This window comes from Peribacillus sp. NJ4, assembly GCF_030348345.1.
Lineage (GTDB): Bacteria > Bacillota > Bacilli > Bacillales > DSM-1321 > Peribacillus.
This window is the reverse complement of sequence record NZ_JAUCFQ010000001.1, coordinates 3079151-3099337: the sequence shown is the minus strand read 5'-3', so window position 1 is coordinate 3099337 and position 20187 is coordinate 3079151. Positions and strand designations below refer to the sequence as shown.

Here is a 20187-nt window from a genome sequence, read left to right as displayed (position 1 = left end):
GATATTCTTCGAGATTGAATACAATCCAGCGGAACCTTTATGAGGTTCCCTTTTTTGTAATGTTAACAAAGTTGTCAAAAGTTAATGGAAAAATCAAAAAAAATAAAAAAATATGGTTAATGTTCATGAAAAAAGGGTTAAAGTATAGAGAGTGTAGTAATTGAATTTTTATCGGATTAAAAATCTGATAATTATGACAATTTATGGATTGAGACCATATAGTCATAATTTTACATTAATTTGGCAATGCTGAATAATATACTAAATATAAGTAGGTGAAAACCATGAAAAAAAGAAAAAGGACATTTGAAGAATTAATTAAAGAAAACAAAAAAGAATTGCTGATGGACCTGGAACAAATGGAAAGACTTGAGGAACGTCTTGAAAAAAAACATATGCTTAAAGCTGAATAAGTTTTGCAAAAGATTTCGAAATAAGAGTCAGTGCCATGAAGGTCCCTTCAAAGTGCTGGCTCTTTTTTTTGGATTTTTCAAAAACTGGCATTCATGAATTTCCTCTTTTATATCCATGATAAGAGAAGGAGGCGATATAGAATGGGTAATCCAAAAAAAGATTCCAAACACTTTAGACCAAGCCATCTGGGGACACAACCAATAGCAGCAGGTGGGAATAACGGGAAGAAAATGCAGGACAAATCAGGGAAACATCCTCAAGTCATTCAAACTAAAGGTGAGTAATCAAGGGATTTAATAAAGTAATCGTAATAATATTATGTAAACAAAATAACATGAGGTGAAATTAATGGGCTCATATAAACACAATCAGGATAACCGTTTGGATAATGTTGAAAAAATTCAGGATGCGATTCAAAATACAGAAGAAAACATAATCGCAGCAAATGAAACGTTATCATTCTCTTCAGGGGCGGAAAAAGAGGCAATTAAGGACAAAAATGAACGAAGAAGAAAGAGCATCGATGGGATGAAGGAAGAAATGCAAGAAGAGCAAGAAGCACGGGAAAGCGGTTATAGTAACGATAATATGTAGCAAATGGGTAATGGGGAGAAAGAGGCGCGAAATCTTTCTCCCCTTCTTTATATTGCGAAGCAGACCGTTGAAACAGCTTAAATGAAATTTGAATAGTTATTATGGTAAAATGTTTATTGCAATAGACATGAAAGTGGGGAAACAAAATGTTCATAGCAGAAAACGAAATTGAAGTGCGGTATGCAGAGACGGATCAAATGGGTGTCGTTTACCATGCAAATTATTTTATATGGATGGAACTGGGCAGGACAAAATTGATAAATGATTTAGGTTTTTATTATGCTGATATGGAAGCGGATGGCATCCTCTCACCTGTTATGGATATTCAGGCTTCGTATAAAACCCCTGTCCGATATGGTGATAAGGTAAAGGTTAAAACCTGGATTGAAAAGTATGACGGCTTACGGGTCATTTATGGATATGAGATTGTTAATGGGAAAAATGAAGTGGCGGCTACAGGTCATTCTTCTCACGTTTGCGTTAAAAAGGAGAGCTTCCGCCCGATATCCATTAAACGCATGTTTCCTGATTGGCATGAGGCCTATGAAAAAAATAAAAAGCAGGATGAATTGGTTTAATAACAATTATTGAGGTGATCAAGAAATGGCTTTTGGGATTAAACGGGTAGACGTCGTAACCTGGAAACAGCGAATTGATCAAGGCCAAATAGCTTTTTTAACTCATTATTGGATCGATGACCGATTTCCTGGTTGCAAGACGGTTACAAAAGTGGGCTGCAAAGATTTAGGGCGTTTATCGGAGTGGGGTAAGAAATACGGCCTTAAAAAAGAGTGGATTCACCACAGGAAGGATGGTTACTCTCATTTCGATCTATTAGGGGACAAGCAAAAGGAAATTCTTGAGGCGGAAGAGATTAAAGAGCGTCTGCTCGATTGAAACAAGAAAAAACAGCAGTTTACACCGCTGCACATTGTCAAGCACCTTTTTCATAGTGAAATTCAGGTTCAGACAGTTTTTCGTTTAAGGTAATAATTAAATCATGACCATCAAAGTACCAGATATCTTTCTCTTCTACATAGAAATTAATCTTATTCAATGTTGTTACGGCTCCTGTAGTTTCTGGTTCTTCTTGCATGATACCTAATGAAAAGCCGCTTTGGACGGAACTATGTCCACCATATCTTACATAAAAGCGCAAATGAGAGCCTTCTTGAAGCCCCAGTTCATCAATATACCACTTAGCTGCTTGATCGGAAATGGTCAGTTTCATAAAATTCTCCTTCCTGAGGTTTGTTATTTAAGTATAAAGTAATTATGAAGTAGATGCGAATAATGTGCGTTTTAGAAAGGAAACAACTATGGAGATCATATATAATATTTGTTTCATAACTCGAAAAATATCCAACGAAATTGAAGTGTTGATGCTATTTCGCAAAAAGAATCCGAATAGGCATAAATGGAATGGAGTAGGTGGGAAATTAGAACAAGGTGAAACCATCGATGAATCGATGGAGCGCGAAATTCTTGAAGAAACTGGATTGAAGGTCAAGGGGTTGGCCTTTCGAGGGATTGTGACATGGAATCAAACGGGTGGAATGTATGTTTACCGAGCTGAAGATGCTGGGGGCGGGCTTGGTGCCTGTGATGAAGGAGAACTTGCCTGGAAGCCATATCAATGGGTTATGGAGGCAGATGAAGTGGTGTCCAATATAAAGTATTATCTAAAAGATATTTTACAGGATGACCCACCACTGGAATTTGCCTGTATCTATGAAAATGAACACTTAATATCCGTCAAAAAGAAGCCTTTGCCTGATTTGGCAAAAGAATTGACGCTCACCAATTGAAAACCGCCCATATGCGGTTTTTTGCAGTATTCCGATTAGTAAGCTATATATCAAAAAGTGGCATAGGAGTATTCAGAATATAGGTACATTTAATGAGGTAAGGAAGATATATATCGTCGTATACAAAAGGACAAAACCGAAAACTATTTTGTATGAAGATATAGCGATAATACCATTTATTTAATTACCTTTTATAGAGGATGCTGCTGATTTGCGGAAAACGGAGCTGTTAAAAATGGTGTTGCTTTCATTATTATCATTATTAGCTTAAAAGGATATGTAAGGGTATGAGATGATCGAAAAGCTCAAACAGTTATTAAGTGAAAGTTATTTACATTATAAAGAAGGGATGCTTTACCCAACTTTAAAAAGGCTGGAAGAGAAAGAGAAATTAAAAAGTTACTTGCGGGATTCTTTAGAAGGATCGAAAGGAAATACTATTATGCGACCAAATAAGGTGTTATTCAGTTTCAAGAACAATGGAAGGAATGGAACGGATTTCAAGAACTTATCCGTAAGGTCGTTTCGCAAACATATGGACACACACAAAAATAGCTGCAGATTTCTGCAGCTATTTTGTATTTTCTTTTTCTTTTGCTTCAGCCTCTGCAAGCTTTCTCAGCAAGATGGGGGTAGGCATATGCATGATTTGTTCTAAAGGCAAGTTAAGCGACTTGGATAACTTTAATGCCGTTTCCGGTGATATTTGCAATGGTTTCATGGCACTTTCTCCTATCGATGGTTATTAGCTAGTTCCAGTTTAGCCTTTGTTCTACAATTATACAATCCTTACTTGACCATTTCTCGATCAAACAAAGTCCATGCTTTACATATGAATGGAAGTTATTGTAATAATTTTCAGTATATTTTACCTTGACATAGAGTGTGGTTGAAGTCAGAATAAGATAAGTGGTAGTCCGGATGAACTATAAACACCATTTGTAATTTATGTATTTTTATTTAATTTCAATAAAATAGGTATAAAGGTTCATGTTGATTTGATGGTTAAGATTGACCTTAACGCGAATTACATGATCAGGGGGAGTAGGAAATGGGGATTTTCACGAAAGCGAAGCCGGAAAAAGCAATCTGGCTTCAAAAGGCAAAAGAGACGGATGGTATATTGGATGTAAGCAGTGAACAGGTGAGACTTCAGGTAAATATCATTGATTTAAAAGAATTCGATTTAAAGCTGATTCATGCTTTTAGGGAGGCAATAGAACCTAAGGTCGAAAGTGTTGTGGATTCCTTTTACCAAACGATTCTGCAGGTTCCGGAATTGAAAGGGATAATCACGGAGCACAGTACAGTGGAAAAATTGAGAAAAACGTTAATTTCTCATATGCTAACATTATTCAATGGTGTGATCGACGATGAATTTGTTGCATTGCGAACGAAGGTGGCGAAGACTCATTATCGAATTGGATTAGAGCCACGCTGGTATTCATCCGGTTTTCAAAATGTACAGAATTTTTTGCAAAAGATTGTCTTTGAGCAAACCAAGAATGAAGAAGAGCAGCGTGCATTGATATCAGCGATAGGAAAAATACTCAATCTCGAACAGCAGTTAGTCATTGAAGCCTATGAAGCGGAAAATTTAAAAGCAAGGGAAAATAAATACATAGAAATCAAGGAGGAAGTGAAAAAGAAAATCTCATTGATTAGTGAAGAAGTACTATTATTAAGTAAAGAAACGGATGTATCCGTTAAACAATTGATAGAAAATGGGCATTTTGTCAAAGCGCAGATCGTAATGCGTGCTAATCTATCCCTTCGTTCAAGAACGATAGCTGAAGAGGGTCAGGATCGTATGCAGATCTTGACGGAAAAGATACAAAACCTTGTTATATTCATGAAAAATGTTGATGAAAACATCGATTTGTTAAACCAATCCTTCCTAACCATTACCGAGTTTGTAAAGCTTGTACAGGGGATGGCCGACCAGACAAATTTACTCTCATTGAACTCAGCCATCGAGGCAGCGCGTGCAGGTGAACATGGTAAAGGATTTGCAGTTGTTGCGAATGAAGTCAGGAAGCTTGCTGAACAGACTAAAAATTCAATCACTGAAATAGACGCAATCGTCCATACTTCCGGTGAATATATGAAAGAAGTTGTTGAATCTGTCCAAAGGGTCAAGGCGGTCGTTAAAGCGGGAGAGGAAGAATCTGAGTTAACCGAAAAGGCCTTCAATGAAATAATCGGAGTGATCGAAGGGAATATAACGGATTCAACTGAAATGGAAAGGACAATTCAGGAATTAGTATCAGTCATTCAGGAAATCGGAAACTCTACGGAAAAGGTGTCAGGGCATGCCAGTATACTGAATAACACGGCAAATCAATTGTAGAATGGAAATAAGCCCGTGTATACGGGCTTATTTCGATGGACATATGATCCTCTTACAACCATTTTACTTTTGGTTCAGTTTTATTGATAATCCGCTTGATGTTTGCACGATGCCGGTAAAAAATGAAAATCGTTAATATACCGATTACAATAATAAGCGGCCAATCACCGGCATGAAACACTAAACTGTAGATGAGAGCAAGTAGAGAAGCAATCATGGAAGAAAGCGAGACATATTTGGATATGTATAAGGATATAAAGAATATGATAACGGCAAAGACAAAAAACAATGGTTCATAAGCAAGAATGACACCAGCTGAAGTTGCCACCGCTTTCCCGCCACGAAAGTTAGCGAAAATGGGAAACATATGACCGATGACTGCAAAAACGCCGGCTAGCAATAAATGCATTTCCACGCCAAGCAAGTACGGAAGAAACGTTGCTAGGGTACCCTTAAGTATATCCATGATGGTAACGGTAAGCCCTGCTTTGACACCTAGTGTCCTGAAGGTATTTGTCCCGCCTAGATTTTTACTGCCATGTTCCCGAATGTCGATTTTGTAAAAGGTTTTACCTATTATTAAACCGGAAGGAATCGAACCGATCAGGTAGGCTGACAGTAGAGTGATAAATGTAAACATTCTATGATCCTTTCTTTAAAGAAAAATCTTCTTTTTTATCACGTTTAAGAAGCTGATTGTTCCTTTTTTCAAAAATAAACGTGTAGAAATAGCTAAAAACAGCCTTAAACTACCTGTTAAGCTTCTCTTATTGTAACATTTTCGTGACAAAATGGTACGGCTGTCCAAAAAAAAATCCACTGAAAAAATGAATTTTCCTTGATGAACTTATATCTTTTGATATACGTTAAGTTCATGAAGGGTTAAAGGTTTGCGCTTCCTTATTTTCGTAAATATAAATTGAAGGAAGCCTCCTTGTATAAATTATTACAATACGTGGTAGTCTGTATGAACAGAAAGACAGTTAAGATAAGTGGGTCACACCTTTTCGAAACATATTCTTTCTTGTATAATGGTCTTTCTTAATAATGGTAATAAACAGCTTTTCTCTTAAATAATACCCGTGTTAAGGAATACTCTTTATGCAAATATTACACTTTATTATAAAGGGGATTGAAAAGAATGATAGAGAATCCAAGCAGAGAAGAAATGGGTCAGATGTTGAAAAAATCAAAGCGCATCGCTGTCGTTGGTTTATCAAATAACCCTGAGCGAACTTCTTATATGGTATCAAAGGCCATGCAGGAAAGCGGTTATGAAATCATCCCGGTAAACCCTGCTGTATCTGAAGTGCTGGGTGTCAAGGCAGTAAAAGCCCTGAAAGATATTGAAGGGCACATCGATATCGTCAATGTTTTCCGCCGTTCAGAGTTCCTTCCGGAGATTGCCAAGGAATTTGCAGAAATCGATGCTGATATCTTTTGGGCACAGCTAGGGGTGGAAAATGAAGAAGCCTATAATTTTTTGAAAGAAAAAGGATATACTGTCATCATGAATCGATGCATTAAAGTCGAACACGCCCTTACTAAGTAAAATGAAAAGAGCGGAACTTCCGCTCTTTTTTAAGGATGGCAGTGTCTCAACCAGAGAAATAGTGGGGATTGAGCTTCAGGGCAAATTTAAGCCATTTAAGCTTAATTTGATTAAAATAGTAAAAGTATATTTGCCAAATGAAAATTTACCGCTACAATTAGAAAGGTAGCTATGATACGTTTTCAAAAAAGTGAACAGTTCCAAACAAAGGTGCTAACGCTAATAAAAGGGACGAAAAAAATAGAACACTCGTTCTTTGTTCGTGAAAGTATTATACTTTTTATATGATATTAACGTATGAATGAATTTGTTAAGCTAGTGAGTCATTTCATTGCAGTATGATTTGGCCCGGAAATTGTGTTTAGTAAGGAAAGGGGAATTTCTGTGGCAAAGAAAGTAAAAACAATCGAGTACAATGATGATGCAATTCAGGTACTGGAAGGACTCGAAGCGGTCAGAAAACGTCCCGGTATGTATATCGGCAGTACTGATGCACGCGGACTTCATCATTTAGTGTACGAGATTGTCGATAACTCCGTAGATGAGGCTTTGGCTGGATATGGAGACCAAATTAGTGTGAAAATACATAAAGATAACAGTGTAAGTGTGTCAGATAAAGGCCGTGGAATGCCTACCGGTATGCATAAATTGGGTAAACCGACGCCTGAAGTCATTTTGACGATTCTTCATGCCGGGGGTAAATTTGGACAAGGCGGATATAAAACGAGCGGAGGCCTTCATGGGGTTGGTGCTTCGGTCGTTAACGCGTTGTCTGAATGGCTTGTCGTGACGATTAAAAGGGACGGGTTCATTTACGAACAACGGTTTTTCAATGGCGGCAAGCCGGAAACGACCCTGGAGAAAATCGGTAAAACCAATCAAGCTGGTACCAAAATCCACTTCAAGCCCGATCCAAAAATATTTTCGGTGACAACATTCAATTATGATATCCTATGTGAGCGTCTTCGCGAATCAGCTTTTCTTTTAAAAGGCATGAAGATAGAATTGACGGATGAACGAAACGACCATAATGAAACTTTTCACTATGAAAATGGAATTGAAGCGTTTGTGGATTACTTAAATGAGGAAAAAGAGACCCTTCATAGTGTAGTCAGCTTAGAAGGGGAACAAAATGGGATTGAAGTCGATCTCGCCTTTCAATTCAACGATGGGTATTCAGAAAATATTTTAAGCTTTGTAAATAACGTTCGAACAAAAGACGGCGGCACCCATGAGATTGGCGCAAAAACGGCCATGACACGGGCATTTAATGATTATGCCAGAAAAATGGGGCTATTGAAGGAAAAAGATAAAAACCTCGAAGGTACCGATATACGTGAAGGCTTGTCTTCAATAATTTCTGTTCGTATCCCAGAAGAACTTCTTCAATTCGAAGGACAAACCAAGAGCAAGCTTGGAACTAGCGAAGCCCGTTCTGCAGTCGATTCCATCGTGTCAGAGCACTTAGCCTACTTTTTTGAAGAAGATCCGACCACTAGTACACTATTGGTTAAAAAAGCGATTAAAGCGTTCCAGGCCCGGGAAGCTGCGCGCAAAGCCCGTGAAGATGCAAGAAGCGGGAAGAAACGGAAAAAATCCGACGCCATCCTTTCAGGGAAATTGACACCGGCTCAATCGAAAAATCCCGAACGGAATGAATTATATCTCGTGGAAGGGGACTCTGCTGGAGGATCCGCAAAACAAGGGCGCGATCGCCGATTCCAAGCAGTACTGCCATTACGGGGTAAAGTTATCAATACGGAAAAGGCAAAACTAGCGGATATTTTTAAAAACGAGGAAATAAATACAATCATCCATGCTATCGGTGGAGGTGTCGGGGCGGAGTTCAATACACCGGACACCAACTATGATAAAGTTATCATCATGACTGATGCCGACACGGATGGTGCCCATATCCAAGTGCTGCTGCTGACTTTCTTTTATCGCTATATGAAGCCGTTGATAGAGGCAGGAAAGGTTTACATTGCCTTGCCCCCTTTATATAAAGTGAGTAAAGGGACCGGGAAGAAAGAAGTCATTGAATATGCTTGGAGCGACGAGGAACTTCAGGGAGCATTAGACAAGGTAGGGAAAGGCTATATGATTCAGCGCTATAAAGGGCTGGGTGAGATGAATGCCGATCAATTATGGGATACGACCATGAACCCGGAAACAAGGACATTGATACGTGTGAAGATCGATGACGGTGCCCGTGCAGAAAGACGAGTGACAACGTTGATGGGAGATAAGGTCGAACCGCGCCGTAAATGGATTGAAGCCAATGTCGCTTTTGGTCTCGAAGAGGAATCGAATATTTTAGATAATGAAAATATGTCGATTGAAGAGGAGGTCAATAACGATGGTATTTGAAGAAACGTTTCGAGATTTGCCGCTAGAAGAGGTAATTGGGGACCGCTTCGGGCGTTACAGTAAATATATTATCCAGGATCGGGCACTGCCGGATGCAAGGGACGGATTAAAGCCAGTTCAGCGCAGGATATTGTATGCGATGCATGTAGAAGGAAATACACAGGAAAAAGGATTTAGGAAATCTGCAAAAACGGTCGGTAATGTAATTGGTAACTATCATCCTCATGGCGATTCATCTGTTTATGAGGCAATGGTCCGGATGAGCCAAGACTGGAAGCTGCGAAAGGTCATGGTTCAAATGCACGGAAACAACGGTAGTATTGATGGTGATCCGCCTGCTGCGATGAGGTATACAGAAGCAAGGCTATCATCGATTGCCTCCGAGATGTTACGAGATATTGAAAAAAGGACGGTCGATTTTGTACCGAACTTCGATGATACTTCGGAAGAACCTATTGTTTTGCCAGCGATGTTCCCTAACTTACTTGTAAACGGATCCACAGGAATTTCTGCGGGCTATGCCACTGAAATCCCGCCACATCAAATAGGTGAAGTCATTGATGCTGCCATTATGCGAATCGATAAGCCTGAAGCGACAGTCGCTGATTTAATGACGGTCATTAAGGGGCCGGATTTCCCTACAGGCGGTATCATTCAAGGAATTGAAGGCATTCGTAAAGCCTATGAAACAGGTAAAGGGAAAATAATCATTCGCGGGTTGGCGGAAGTGGAAACGATTCGCGGCGGCAAACAGCAAATCGTCATCACTGAAATCCCTTATGAAGTCAATAAAGCGAACCTTGTTAAAAAAATGGATGAGTTCCGTCTTGACCGGAAAGTGGAAGGTATCGCTGAAGTAAGGGATGAAACGGACCGTACAGGACTGCGTATCGTCATTGAACTGAAAAAGGAAGCGGATGCCAATGGCGTCCTGCATTATTTATATAAAAATTCCGATCTTCAAATTGCTTACAATTTTAATATGGTCGCGATTTATAAAAAACGGCCGACATTGATGAGCCTGCCAAAAATGCTAGATGCGTATATCGATCACCGTAAAGAGGTAATCGTGAACCGCTCCCGTTATGAGTTGCAAAAAGCTCATGACAGGGCACATATTGTCGATGGTTTAGTGAAGGCTTTGTCCATATTGGATGAAGTCATCGCTGTAATCCGTGCCTCTAAAGATAAACGGAATGCCAAAGATAATCTCATCGCTAATTTCGCATTTACAGAAGCTCAAGCTGAAGCCATTGTCTCATTACAGTTATATAGGCTGACAAATACGGATATTACAGCGCTTGAAGCAGAGGCAAAGGAATTGAAGAACAAAATTGAGGAATTGACCAAGATTCTTGGCAGTGAAAAAGTTCTTTTTCAAGTAATAAAAAAAGAACTTCGATTCATTAAAAAAGGTTTTGATGACGGCCGGCGTTCCAAAATCGAAAAAGAAATTGAAGAAATCAAAATTAATCTTGAAGTCTTGATTGCGAGTGAAGATGTGATGGTGACCGTGACGAAAGAAGGCTATGTCAAACGGACTTCCTTACGATCTTATACAGCATCAGGCGGTCTTGATTTTGGCATGAAGGATTCCGATCGCCTGCTCCAGAGGCTGGAGATGAATACGACAGATGTCCTGTTACTGTTCACATCCAAAGGAAACTTCCTCTATTGTCCAGTTCATCAGCTTCCTGATATTCGTTGGAAGGAAACCGGTCAGCATATCGCGAACATCATACCTATCGATAGGGAAGAACAAATCATAAAAGCGATTCCTATCAAAGATTTCACCCTGCCGCAATTCTTAGTGTTCATCACTAAAAATGGTATGGTGAAAAAGACTGAAATAGCTTCCTACAAAGCCCAGAGACATTCAAAACCACTGGTCGGTGTCAATTTAAAAGGTGATGATGAACTGGTCGATGTCCATCATACCGATGGACAGGCAGACCTTTTCCTAGTCACGCATAACGGCTATGGTTTATGGTTTGATGAAGAAGAAGTAAGTGTTGTCGGTGTCCGGGCAGCAGGAGTCAAAGGGATTAATTTGAAAGAGGATGACTATGTCATTGGCGGAAAGGTTTTAGCCAAGGATAGTAAAGAATCAATCCTTATCGTTACCCAGCGCGGAGCCATCAAGAAAATGAAATTAACCGAGTTTGAGAAAACGAGCCGAGCAAAACGCGGTGTCGTGGTCTTGAGGGAATTGAAATCGAATCCTCATAGGGTCATTGGATTTGATACCATCAACAAAACTGATAGTCTATTCATTCTTTCCGAAAAGGGAACCATTGAAACGATCCATGCCGCTTCATTAAAAAATCATGATCGATACACGAATGGATCATTTGTTTTTGATGAAACGGTTAGTGGAAAAGCGAAAGAACTGTGGAAAATATCATTGGAAGATGACTCCGCCATAGAGCAGTGAATCATTTTTTTAAAAGGGATGCTGATCATGATCAGCATCCCTTTTTATTTTTTTCACAAAAGAACGGTCCTATAAGAAAATAATCCCCGCATATCCCCATTACAGGTTGATTCCTTTTACGAGAGTAACCTTTTAAGTCAAAAATGACTTATTGAGTCAATTTTAAATCCTAGCATTGCGAGTCATATATTTCTAATGGGATAACAAATAATTCAATTTTGAATTTTAATATTAACAGAATCTACATATCATAACGATTTATTTTTGGCACACTCCTTGCATATTGTTAGTATGACTTCTTTATTTTTTGAATGAAGAAAGGGGAGGACCAATGGATAGACCTTGGAAAAAGCATATCCCGCCCGGAAATCCAATGGAGATTGATATTCCTGAAATATCTTTAACAGAACTATTTTATCAATCAGTCGAACAATATTCGGATAAAACAGCAGTTACGTTCATGGAGCAAAGGTATACATATTCAGAGTTAGGGAACTTAGTGAAAAAATGTGCCCGCTCGCTTGCTGATGAAGGGATTAAAAAGGGGGATCGTGTGGCTCTTATGCTCCCTAATTGTCCCCAATATCCGATTGGTTTTTTAGGAACTCTTTTGAATGGAGCAATAGTTGTCCAAATCAATCCGATGTATAAGCAAAACGAACTAATACATGTCCTGAAAGACTCAGGTGCAAGGCTCATCATTGTGCTCGACGAATTATTGCCAATAGTTGAAGCCGTAATGGCTGAAACCGATGTTGAAAAGATGTTGTGCGTGTCGCTGGAAAAAGGTAAATGTGAAATGACAAAAAAGCTGATATCAGTAACAGAGGCGGATTTCACAGTGCGGATTGAACCCTCCGAAGATGTCGCCGTCCTCCAATATACAGGAGGAACGACAGGGCGTTCTAAAGGGGCGATGCTAACCCATCGTAATATCGTTGCGAATACGCTGCAAAGTGCAGCTGCTTCAAGAATCAATACTCAAAAGGGGAAGGAAAGGGTACTTGGAGTTTCCCCATTATTTCATGTTTACGGGATGACTTCAGGGATGAACCTGACATTTTATAATGGCGGGGAATTAATTCTTGTATCCCGGTTTGAGGTGACGGAAATCGTCGATATTATCAATAAACTTAAGCCGACCATTTTTCCTGGGGTACCAACGATGTATATTGCTTTATTACAATATTACCAGTCCCATCCATTTGATTTGCATACATTGAAATCTTGCGTTTCAGGTTCGTCACCATTGCCATTGAATGTATTGTCAAGGTTTAACGAATTGAGTGGAACAAAGATTGCAGAGGGCTATGGCCTGTCCGAGGCGTCACCAGTCACTCACCGAAATCCAGTTAGCGGTCTCCAGAAATCTGGAAGTATCGGGATTCCTTTACAAAATACTGATGCTGCCATAATTGACAGTATTACAGGAGAGCCATCCCTCTTGGTTGATACACCAGGTGAATTGGTCATTAAGGGTCCACAGGTAATGAAAGGCTATTGGGGCATGCCTGAAGAGACGCGAAATACGATTCAAAACGGATGGCTTCATACCGGTGACATTGCCAAGATGGATGAAGATGGCTTCTTTTACATTGTGGGACGCAAGAAAGAAATGATCATCGCAGGCGGATTCAATATATATCCAATTGAAATTGAAGATATTCTATACAGCCATCCTAAGGTTCTTGAAGCTGCCGTCTTTGGCGTTCCCGATCAATATCGCGGTGAAACGGTACATGCAGCGGTAGTTTTAAAGCCAAGTGAAAGGATAACTGAAAACGAGTTGAAAGATTATTGCCGAAAACAGCTCGCTGTCTTTAAAGTCCCAAAAATAATCACATTTGAAAGTGAACTTCCGAAGACGGCTGTCGGTAAAATCTTGAAACGCAAGCTTCAAGAAAAACATATCGCTTATTCGGATAAAATATGAAAGCGTTAACAATCAATTCGCAGATAAAGGGGAATTCAAATGGACTTTCGCTTAGATGAAGACATCCTGCTATTAAAAGAAAATATAAGACAGTTTATCGAAGAGCAAATCGATCCTTTTTCCATGCAGATAGAGGATGAAGATCATATACCGGAATCGATCATAAATTTATCGAAGGAAATCGGGTTATTCGGACTTAGTATCCCGGAAAAGTATGGTGGGCTCGGAATCGGAATGGTAGGGAAATGTGCTTTATATGAGGAAATCGGCAAAACACATAATGGATATACCACTCTGATTGGGGCCCACACAGGTATAGGGACAGTAGGGATAGTTGAAATGGGCAATGAAATGCAAAAGGAAAAGTATCTTCCAGATATGGCAAGCGGTAATAAAATTGGCGCATTTGCTTTAACTGAGCCTGCAGCGGGGTCCCATGCGACGAATCTCAAAATGACGGCTGTCAAAAGTGGCGATAAGTATATCCTAAATGGGACTAAGCATTATATAACGAATGCAGATGTAGCGGATATTTTTACAGTTATGGCCGTAACGGACAAAGATAAAGGGGCAAAAGGAATCACTTCATTCATAGTAGAAAAGGATTTTCCGGGTTTTAGAGTTGGTAGCCTGGAAAGGAAAATGGGACTACGAGGCTCACATTCGGCCGAATTGGTTTTTGAAGATTGCGAGGTTCCGGCTGAAAATGTATTGGGGGACGTTGGTCAAGGGTATGTAAATGCATTGAAAATCCTTGCAAATGGCCGGGCAGGCCTTGCGGCACGAAATTTGGGGTCCTGTCAATACCTGCTGGATCTATCTACTAAATATGCCACTGAACGTGAACAATTCGATGTTCCTATCATTGATCATCAAGCCGTATCCCATATGATTGCCGAGATGGCAATGGAAATAGAAGCACTTCGCTCATTCACATACCGTGTCGCATGGATGGTCGATCAGAAAGAAAAAATCATTAAAGAAGCGGCGATGCTTAAGTTGTATGGTTCAGAAGTATATAATCGTGTCGCTGATAAGGCCGTTCAGATTCATGGCGGGATGGGATACATGAAGGATTATCCAGTTGAACGTTTCTATCGGGATGCCCGAATCACTAGAATATATGAAGGCACATCCGAAATCCAAAAAAATATCATTACTGGGCAATTGAAGAGAAAATATCAAAACTAGTCTAATTGGAAAGTGGAGGGGTTAAAATGGATTTACGATTATCGGATGAACAAAAAATGGTACAAAAAACAATACGCAAGTTCGTGGAAAATGAATTGATTCCCTTGGAAAATGAAGTACTACGCAATGAAATGGCTGGAAAACCTAGTTTACCAGAGGGGACATTAAAAGAATTACAGGAAAAAGCAAAAAAAGCTGGGTTTTGGGGCATCAATACTCCGGAGGAATTTGGCGGGGCAGACTTAGGACAGCTTATGATGGCCATTGTCTTGATGGAAGTATCAAAAACGTTTGTACCATTCAGCTTTGGAGGTTCGGCGGACAATATTCTTTATTATGGAAATGAAGAACAGAAAAAGAAATATCTGATCCCTACGATTAACGGGGAGAAAAAGTCCTGTTTTGCCATGACGGAGCCGGGAGCAGGGTCCGATACGCGAAATATTAAAATGACGGCAGTAAAAGAAGCGAACGAATGGGTGCTTAACGGGGAAAAAACTTTCATTACAGGAGGAAACGATGCCGACTTCGTCATGGTCATTGCTGTAACCGACAAAGAAAGTCATCAAGCAACCGGAACGGAAGGGGTAACTTGTTTCATAGTAGACCGTGATATGGGCTGGAGATCAGAATATATCAATACGATGGGAGAATGGGGACCGGCAGGTTTGGTTTTTGATAATGTCAGGGTACCCGAAGAAAACATTTTAGGGGAAGTGCATGGCGGTTATAAACTAGGCTTGGAATGGATTGGGTTTGCAAGATGGATTGTGGGGGCGCGCGCTGTCGGTTCTGCAGAAAGATTGCTGCAAATGGCTATAGAATACGCTAAAGAACGTGTTACATTCGGTAAACCGATTGCTGAGCGACAGGCCATTCAATGGCAGATTGCTGATTCGGCTGTAGAAATCGAAGCTGCAAGATGGCTTGTTTTGAATGCAGCGTTCACACTTGATAATGGAGAAGACAATCGCCATTTAGCTTCAATGGCTAAACTCTATGGAGCGAATATGGGGAATCGGGTCGTTGATCGCGTATTGCAGATACACGGTGGCATGGGTTATACGAAGGAGCTTCCTATTGAACGTTGGTACCGCGAGGCTAGGCTTTGGAGGATTTATGATGGTACGGATGAAATACAGCGGATGATCATTTCCCGGAATTTGATTAAGGGACATGTTAAATTAGGACAATTCTTATAATAGATTAGGAGGAAACGATTATGACAGGGAGATTTACAGGGAAAACGGCTTTAGTTACGGGTGGAAGCAGAGGGATTGGCCTGGCGATCGTCGAACTATTTGCAAGCGAAGGTGCAAATGTAGCCATTATCGATATCAACGAAGAGGTTTTGACATCAACAGGAAATGAATTAAGGGATAAGGGTTACTCCATTTTTACAAAAGTGGCCAATGTGGTCAATTCCGAAGAAGTGGAAGCATTCATTAAAGAAATAGTCGACACATTCGGCTCCCTTGATATCCTCGTGAATAATGCAGGGGTCATCCGAGATAATCTACTTTTTAAAATGACCGATTCAGATTGGCAAACTGTGATGGATGTGCATTTAAAGGGTACCTTCAATGCAGTACGTTCCGCCCAGAAGCATATGGTTGCAAATAAATACGGAAGAATCATCAATATATCATCCACCTCCGCCCTTGGGAATCGTGGGCAGGCTAATTATTCAGCTGCAAAAGCCGGGCTTCAGGGGTTAACAAAAACTCTAGCGATCGAACTTGGAAAATATGGAATAACGGCTAATTCGGTCGCACCAGGTTTTATCGAAACCGAAATGACGAAAGAAACAGCCAGGCGGGTGGGAGTGAGTTTTGAACAATTCATCCAGGATAGGGCAAACAGTATTCCTGTTGCTAGAAGCGGATTGCCAAGTGATATTGCTCATGCTGTTGCATTCTTTGCTGATGAAGCATCCTCATTCATTAGTGGGCAGGTTTTATATGTCGCAGGCGGTCCAAAAAATTAAGTGGAAAGGCGGGATGTTATGTTCAACGAAAGTATTGGAAAACGATCCAAACCCGTTAAAAATATGGTTGAACGGGGTGCCGTTAAAAAATTCGCATTATCGATTGGTGATCCCCACCCGATTTTCATCGATGAAGAAATAGGCAGGCAATCAAGGTATGGAACGAATATCGCACCACCAACTTTCCCAAGGGTTTTTGATTTTGGGACGATCGAAAGCTTAAACCTCCCGAATAAAGGGTTGATTCACGGCGAGCAGATATATCGCTACAACAGGCCGCTGAAGGTAGGGGAAGAAATCACCTGTTATACGGAAGTGAAAGACTATTATGAGAAAAAGGGAAAACAAGGGGAAATGGGATTTCTAGCCTTTAAAAATTATGGGACGGATGCGGATGGGGAAATTGTCTTCACTGCTGAACAGCTTGTCATTATCAATGAAACGATCAGAAGGATGGTGATGAGTAAGTGACGACATTAACCGAACTTCATATTGGTGACTCGTTACATTCAATTGAGCTTGAACCTGTAACGCGTTTGGATCTCATTAAGTACGCTGGTGCATCAGGTGATTTCAATCCCATTCATACGATTGATGAGGAAGCAAAAAATGCTGGTCTTCCCGGTATCATCGCACATGGAATGTGGACGATGGGAAACCTCGCAAAGATTTTCAGTAATCTTTATGAAATCGGATTTATCGAAGAATACAAGATTCGTTTCAAAGGTATGGTTTTCTTGAATGATGTCATAACTCTTCAAGCCGATCTAAAAGAAAAAAATGGGGATAGATATTTTTTCAATGTAGCGGCCACTAACCAGTCAGGTAAGGAAGCGATCAGTGGAGAGGTTATTTTTAAGGCCTACTAAGGGAAAGTAGTGATGAAAGCTATTTCATCACTACTTTTTTTAGGAACGAAATTCGACAATTTTAAAGGGATTTCGAATTTTATCCAGAATTGTACTTAAAAAGAATTCTTTTTGCGGCGGTGAATAGTATTGAATCAAGTGAAACAGGATTCTCAGTTTAATTTGCTCAAAGAGTGGACCTTTCCTGCACTAGTCGTGGATTCTGCAAACCGGATAAAGGATTGGGGCAATTATTTTAATCAATTGTTAGGTCAGAATGGTAATAAAATATTAACCGAACAATTCGATGAGTGGCAATTTCTCGATAATAAAAGGCTTGCAGCTGCAAGGCTGCGTGATAAACGGTATTTATTTTTATTGATGAAACAAATGGATACTGACAATATTCTATATATAGGCAGAGAAACACAATTTTTGGATGATTTATTGATTGATGCTCATGAAACGGATAAGTTGAATCGCGCTCTGGATGCCATTATCGAAAACTCCTATGATGGGATATACATCACCGATCAAGATGGAATCACCCTTTATACCAATTCGGCAATTGAACGGATCACTGGCATTCCAAAAGAGTATTATATAGGCAAGTCGGTGGACCAATTGATTAAGCGCGGCATCCTGAATGCTTCGGTGACGCATAAGGTAGTGAAGCTGAGACGAACGGTATCAGTCGTACAGGATAATTTTGCTGGAAAAGAAACATTGATTACAGGAAGTCCCGTTTTTAATGCGGCAGGGGAAATAGAGCAAGTCGTTACGAATATAAGAGATTTATCAGATTTAAATGAACTGATGCATGAGTTGACGAAAGTTAATGAATTGAATAATCAATATAAGCAGGAAATTGAAAAACTGCGGAAGATAACAAGCCAGGATGGCGTCGTTTTTGTCAGTGATAAGATGAAAATGATCTATGAGATTGCTGAAAGAATATCGGATATTGATGCGACCGTACTCATTTTAGGAGAAACGGGCGTTGGAAAAGATGTCCTTGCCCGTAATATTTATAATCGGAGCATCCGATCTAAAAAAGGAGATTTCATCAAAATAAATTGTGGGGCAATTCCTGCTGATTTATTGGAATCCGAGCTCTTTGGATATGAAGGAGGGGCATTTACCGGTGCCAATCAAAAAGGTAAACCAGGGATGTTTGAGCTGGCGGAAAGTGGGATCTTGTTCTTGGATGAAGTCGGTGAGCTTCCCCTGCAACTTCAAGTGAAGCTGCTTCGGGCCCTTCAGGAAAGGGAGATTCAAAGAATCGGAGGTACAAAGCCAAAGAAAATCGATGTTCGCATAATCGCAGCCACGAACCGGAATCTATCGGAAATGGTCAAATCGGGTGATTTTCGTGAAGACCTCTTTTATAGGCTGAATGTCATTCCGATTACGATTCCTCCCCTAAGGGAAAGAAGAGAAGATATCTTGGCATTGATTGACCTATTTTTAACAAAGGCAAACGAACAATATAAATTCTCAAAAGAAATAGATTCGAGGCTGAAGGAATACTTTTATCAACATGATTGGCCAGGAAATGTCCGTGAATTGATTAATATAGTGGAAAGGCTCGTCGTACTGACGGATAATCAATTATTATCGATTAACGACCTTCCAGAAGAATATCAGCCGGAAAATCGGAATCAGCCGAACCTCAATGCTTCCCTAACTTTAAAGGAAGCGGTGGAAAGAGCCGAAAAGGAAATCTTGACGAAAGCGGCTCAAACCTACCAAACTACATATGAAATCGCAGAAGCCCTTGATTCCAGCCAGGCAACAATTGTGCGGAAACTTAAAAAATATCGATTGAAGGTCAGTGGAAAAGAATAGGTAAGTATGAAATGCACCTCCCATTGTTGGACACCATCCAACAATGGGAGGTGCATTTTTTTTGACTAAATACCGGATAGGCGAAAAATTACATGGAGTTAAGTACTTGGAAGGGGAAAAATCTTATAGATCTATCGCAGATGAAAGAAATGTAGTTTTAGCCATCTGATAAGATGGGTGACTTGCTATCTAGTAGACGGGATGGGAGGAATTGCCTCATTATTTATTCACTTTTTATCTTTATTTTTTTCTAATATTCAAATAAATAAGGAAAAATATTATTGTGTTAGCAAGATCAAGGTAGGGTTTAAATTTTCCAGAATATATACAAGCATGAAATCACCTTCCTTTTTCAATAAGTAGTCTCCAACCAATATTTGACTTTGGCAACCCTTGTATATACTCTAGCAACGTTCAATTTTAAATTTTGAGATGCTCAATACTTAATCTCCCCCCATATGCACTGTAATTTAATGTCTCCGTACCTCATGGGCTTCTATTGAACAGTACTGAGTTCTAACTTCATCACATCGGAGATACCAACATCAGTAAGAAACATAGAACTCATTACTGAATAACGAAGTAATATTTTTTTCATGAATAAACCACCTCAACTTGGTAAGTAGCCTTCTTTACAATAAAAACAGATAGATAATTACCACATATTTTGTTCATATCAAAAATTACCCCCTTTGTTATTTTAGTAATTATATTAACCTATTTTTTTGATAGTTGTGTTTATTAACTATTTTTTAAAAGAGTTTTTAAAAGATTTCGTTTTTAATGTTGCTTTTTGTGCATGATTACCTGCTATTGCGTGAAATAAATGTAGTTGTGAAGGGTATATTTAGATACTTG

General features: G+C 39.7%; 20 protein-coding genes and 1 pseudogene. 18 read left to right on the top strand and 3 right to left on the bottom strand.

What is annotated here, in order from left to right; genetic code table 11:
• Positions 1 to 284 precede the first annotated feature (284 nt).
• From QUF94_RS15405 to QUF94_RS15385, 5 genes are all read left to right on the top strand, one after another.
• On the top strand, positions 285 to 413 hold the full coding sequence (locus tag QUF94_RS15405; RefSeq protein ID WP_289316627.1) for an FbpB family small basic protein: 129 nt from the start codon (positions 285 to 287) through the stop codon (positions 411 to 413).
• 141 nt (positions 414 to 554) lie between these two features.
• Positions 555 to 698 carry an acid-soluble spore protein N gene (locus QUF94_RS15400; protein WP_057275900.1) on the top strand — a complete coding sequence of 48 codons (144 nt, stop codon included), beginning with the start codon at positions 555 to 557 and terminating at the stop codon, positions 696 to 698.
• A 64-nt stretch (positions 699 to 762) separates the two neighbouring features.
• The gene (locus QUF94_RS15395) at positions 763 to 1008 is read left to right on the top strand and encodes a small acid-soluble spore protein Tlp (protein ID WP_289316626.1); all 246 of its coding nucleotides are present in this window, start codon (positions 763 to 765) and stop codon (positions 1006 to 1008) included.
• Positions 1009 to 1154: 146 nt separating this feature from the next.
• A complete protein-coding gene (locus tag QUF94_RS15390; RefSeq protein ID WP_289316625.1) occupies positions 1155 to 1586 on the top strand; it encodes an acyl-CoA thioesterase in 432 nt (143 codons plus the stop codon).
• A gap of 25 nt (positions 1587 to 1611) precedes the next feature.
• A complete protein-coding gene (locus QUF94_RS15385) occupies positions 1612 to 1905 on the top strand; it encodes a hypothetical protein (RefSeq protein ID WP_289316624.1) in 294 nt (97 codons plus the stop codon).
• 37 nt (positions 1906 to 1942) lie between these two features.
• On the opposite strand, the gene QUF94_RS15380 is transcribed toward QUF94_RS15385, so the two are convergent.
• Complete coding sequence (locus QUF94_RS15380) at positions 1943 to 2239, bottom strand: HesB/YadR/YfhF family protein (protein ID WP_289316623.1); 297 nt, start codon at positions 2237 to 2239, stop codon at positions 1943 to 1945.
• Positions 2240 to 2327: 88 nt separating this feature from the next.
• Between QUF94_RS15380 and QUF94_RS15375 the strand changes: the two genes are divergently transcribed.
• Both QUF94_RS15375 and QUF94_RS29085 read left to right on the top strand, forming a co-directional pair.
• Positions 2328 to 2816, top strand: coding sequence for an NUDIX hydrolase (locus QUF94_RS15375; RefSeq protein ID WP_289316622.1), 489 nt, complete (start codon positions 2328 to 2330; stop codon positions 2814 to 2816).
• Between the two features lie 292 nt (positions 2817 to 3108).
• Positions 3109 to 3228: pseudogene (locus QUF94_RS29085) on the top strand (PadR family transcriptional regulator); the annotation flags it as partial.
• A gap of 159 nt (positions 3229 to 3387) precedes the next feature.
• On the opposite strand, the gene QUF94_RS15370 reads toward QUF94_RS29085, so the two are convergent.
• Positions 3388 to 3537, bottom strand: a complete 150-nt coding sequence (locus QUF94_RS15370) for a YycC family protein (RefSeq protein ID WP_230156354.1) — start codon at positions 3535 to 3537, stop codon at positions 3388 to 3390.
• A 330-nt stretch (positions 3538 to 3867) separates the two neighbouring features.
• On the opposite strand from QUF94_RS15370, the gene QUF94_RS15365 reads away from it, so the two are divergent.
• Positions 3868 to 5166, top strand: a complete 1299-nt coding sequence (locus QUF94_RS15365; RefSeq protein ID WP_289316621.1) for a globin-coupled sensor protein — start codon at positions 3868 to 3870, stop codon at positions 5164 to 5166.
• A 52-nt stretch (positions 5167 to 5218) separates the two neighbouring features.
• Here QUF94_RS15365 and plsY read toward each other — a convergent pair whose 3' ends face one another.
• Positions 5219 to 5806, bottom strand: a complete 588-nt coding sequence (gene plsY, locus QUF94_RS15360) for a glycerol-3-phosphate 1-O-acyltransferase PlsY (protein WP_289316620.1) — start codon at positions 5804 to 5806, stop codon at positions 5219 to 5221.
• 501 nt (positions 5807 to 6307) lie between these two features.
• Between plsY and QUF94_RS15355 the strand changes: the two genes are divergently transcribed.
• The 10 genes from QUF94_RS15355 to QUF94_RS15310 all read left to right on the top strand — a co-directional run bounded on the left by QUF94_RS15355 (position 6308) and on the right by QUF94_RS15310 (position 19329).
• A complete protein-coding gene (locus QUF94_RS15355) occupies positions 6308 to 6718 on the top strand; it encodes a CoA-binding protein (protein ID WP_289316619.1) in 411 nt (136 codons plus the stop codon).
• 384 nt (positions 6719 to 7102) lie between these two features.
• Positions 7103 to 9088 (top strand): DNA topoisomerase IV subunit B, encoded by a 1986-nt coding sequence (gene parE, locus QUF94_RS15350; RefSeq protein WP_289316618.1) that lies wholly within the window; start codon positions 7103 to 7105, stop codon positions 9086 to 9088.
• Positions 9078 to 11522, top strand: a complete 2445-nt coding sequence (gene parC, locus QUF94_RS15345; protein ID WP_289316617.1) for a DNA topoisomerase IV subunit A — start codon at positions 9078 to 9080, stop codon at positions 11520 to 11522. Before parE ends, parC begins: the two co-directional genes overlap by 11 nt.
• A 331-nt stretch (positions 11523 to 11853) precedes the next feature.
• Positions 11854 to 13455: a long-chain-fatty-acid--CoA ligase gene (locus tag QUF94_RS15340; RefSeq protein ID WP_289316616.1), complete on the top strand. Its 1602-nt coding sequence runs from the start codon at positions 11854 to 11856 to the stop codon at positions 13453 to 13455.
• A gap of 39 nt (positions 13456 to 13494) precedes the next feature.
• Positions 13495 to 14646 (top strand): acyl-CoA dehydrogenase family protein, encoded by a 1152-nt coding sequence (locus tag QUF94_RS15335; protein ID WP_289316615.1) that lies wholly within the window; start codon positions 13495 to 13497, stop codon positions 14644 to 14646.
• A 26-nt stretch (positions 14647 to 14672) separates the two neighbouring features.
• A complete protein-coding gene (locus QUF94_RS15330; RefSeq protein WP_289316614.1) occupies positions 14673 to 15848 on the top strand; it encodes an acyl-CoA dehydrogenase family protein in 1176 nt (391 codons plus the stop codon).
• A gap of 20 nt (positions 15849 to 15868) precedes the next feature.
• Positions 15869 to 16633, top strand: a complete 765-nt coding sequence (locus tag QUF94_RS15325) for an SDR family oxidoreductase (RefSeq protein ID WP_289316613.1) — start codon at positions 15869 to 15871, stop codon at positions 16631 to 16633.
• Positions 16634 to 16651: 18 nt separating this feature from the next.
• The gene (locus tag QUF94_RS15320) at positions 16652 to 17104 is read left to right on the top strand and encodes a MaoC family dehydratase N-terminal domain-containing protein (protein WP_289316612.1); all 453 of its coding nucleotides are present in this window, start codon (positions 16652 to 16654) and stop codon (positions 17102 to 17104) included.
• Positions 17101 to 17502: a MaoC/PaaZ C-terminal domain-containing protein gene (locus tag QUF94_RS15315; RefSeq protein WP_289316611.1), complete on the top strand. Its 402-nt coding sequence runs from the start codon at positions 17101 to 17103 to the stop codon at positions 17500 to 17502. The genes QUF94_RS15320 and QUF94_RS15315 overlap by 4 nt, the downstream gene beginning before the upstream one ends.
• 138 nt (positions 17503 to 17640) lie before the next feature.
• A complete protein-coding gene (locus QUF94_RS15310; protein WP_289318397.1) occupies positions 17641 to 19329 on the top strand; it encodes a sigma-54 interaction domain-containing protein in 1689 nt (562 codons plus the stop codon).
• Positions 19330 to 20187 lie beyond the last annotated feature (858 nt).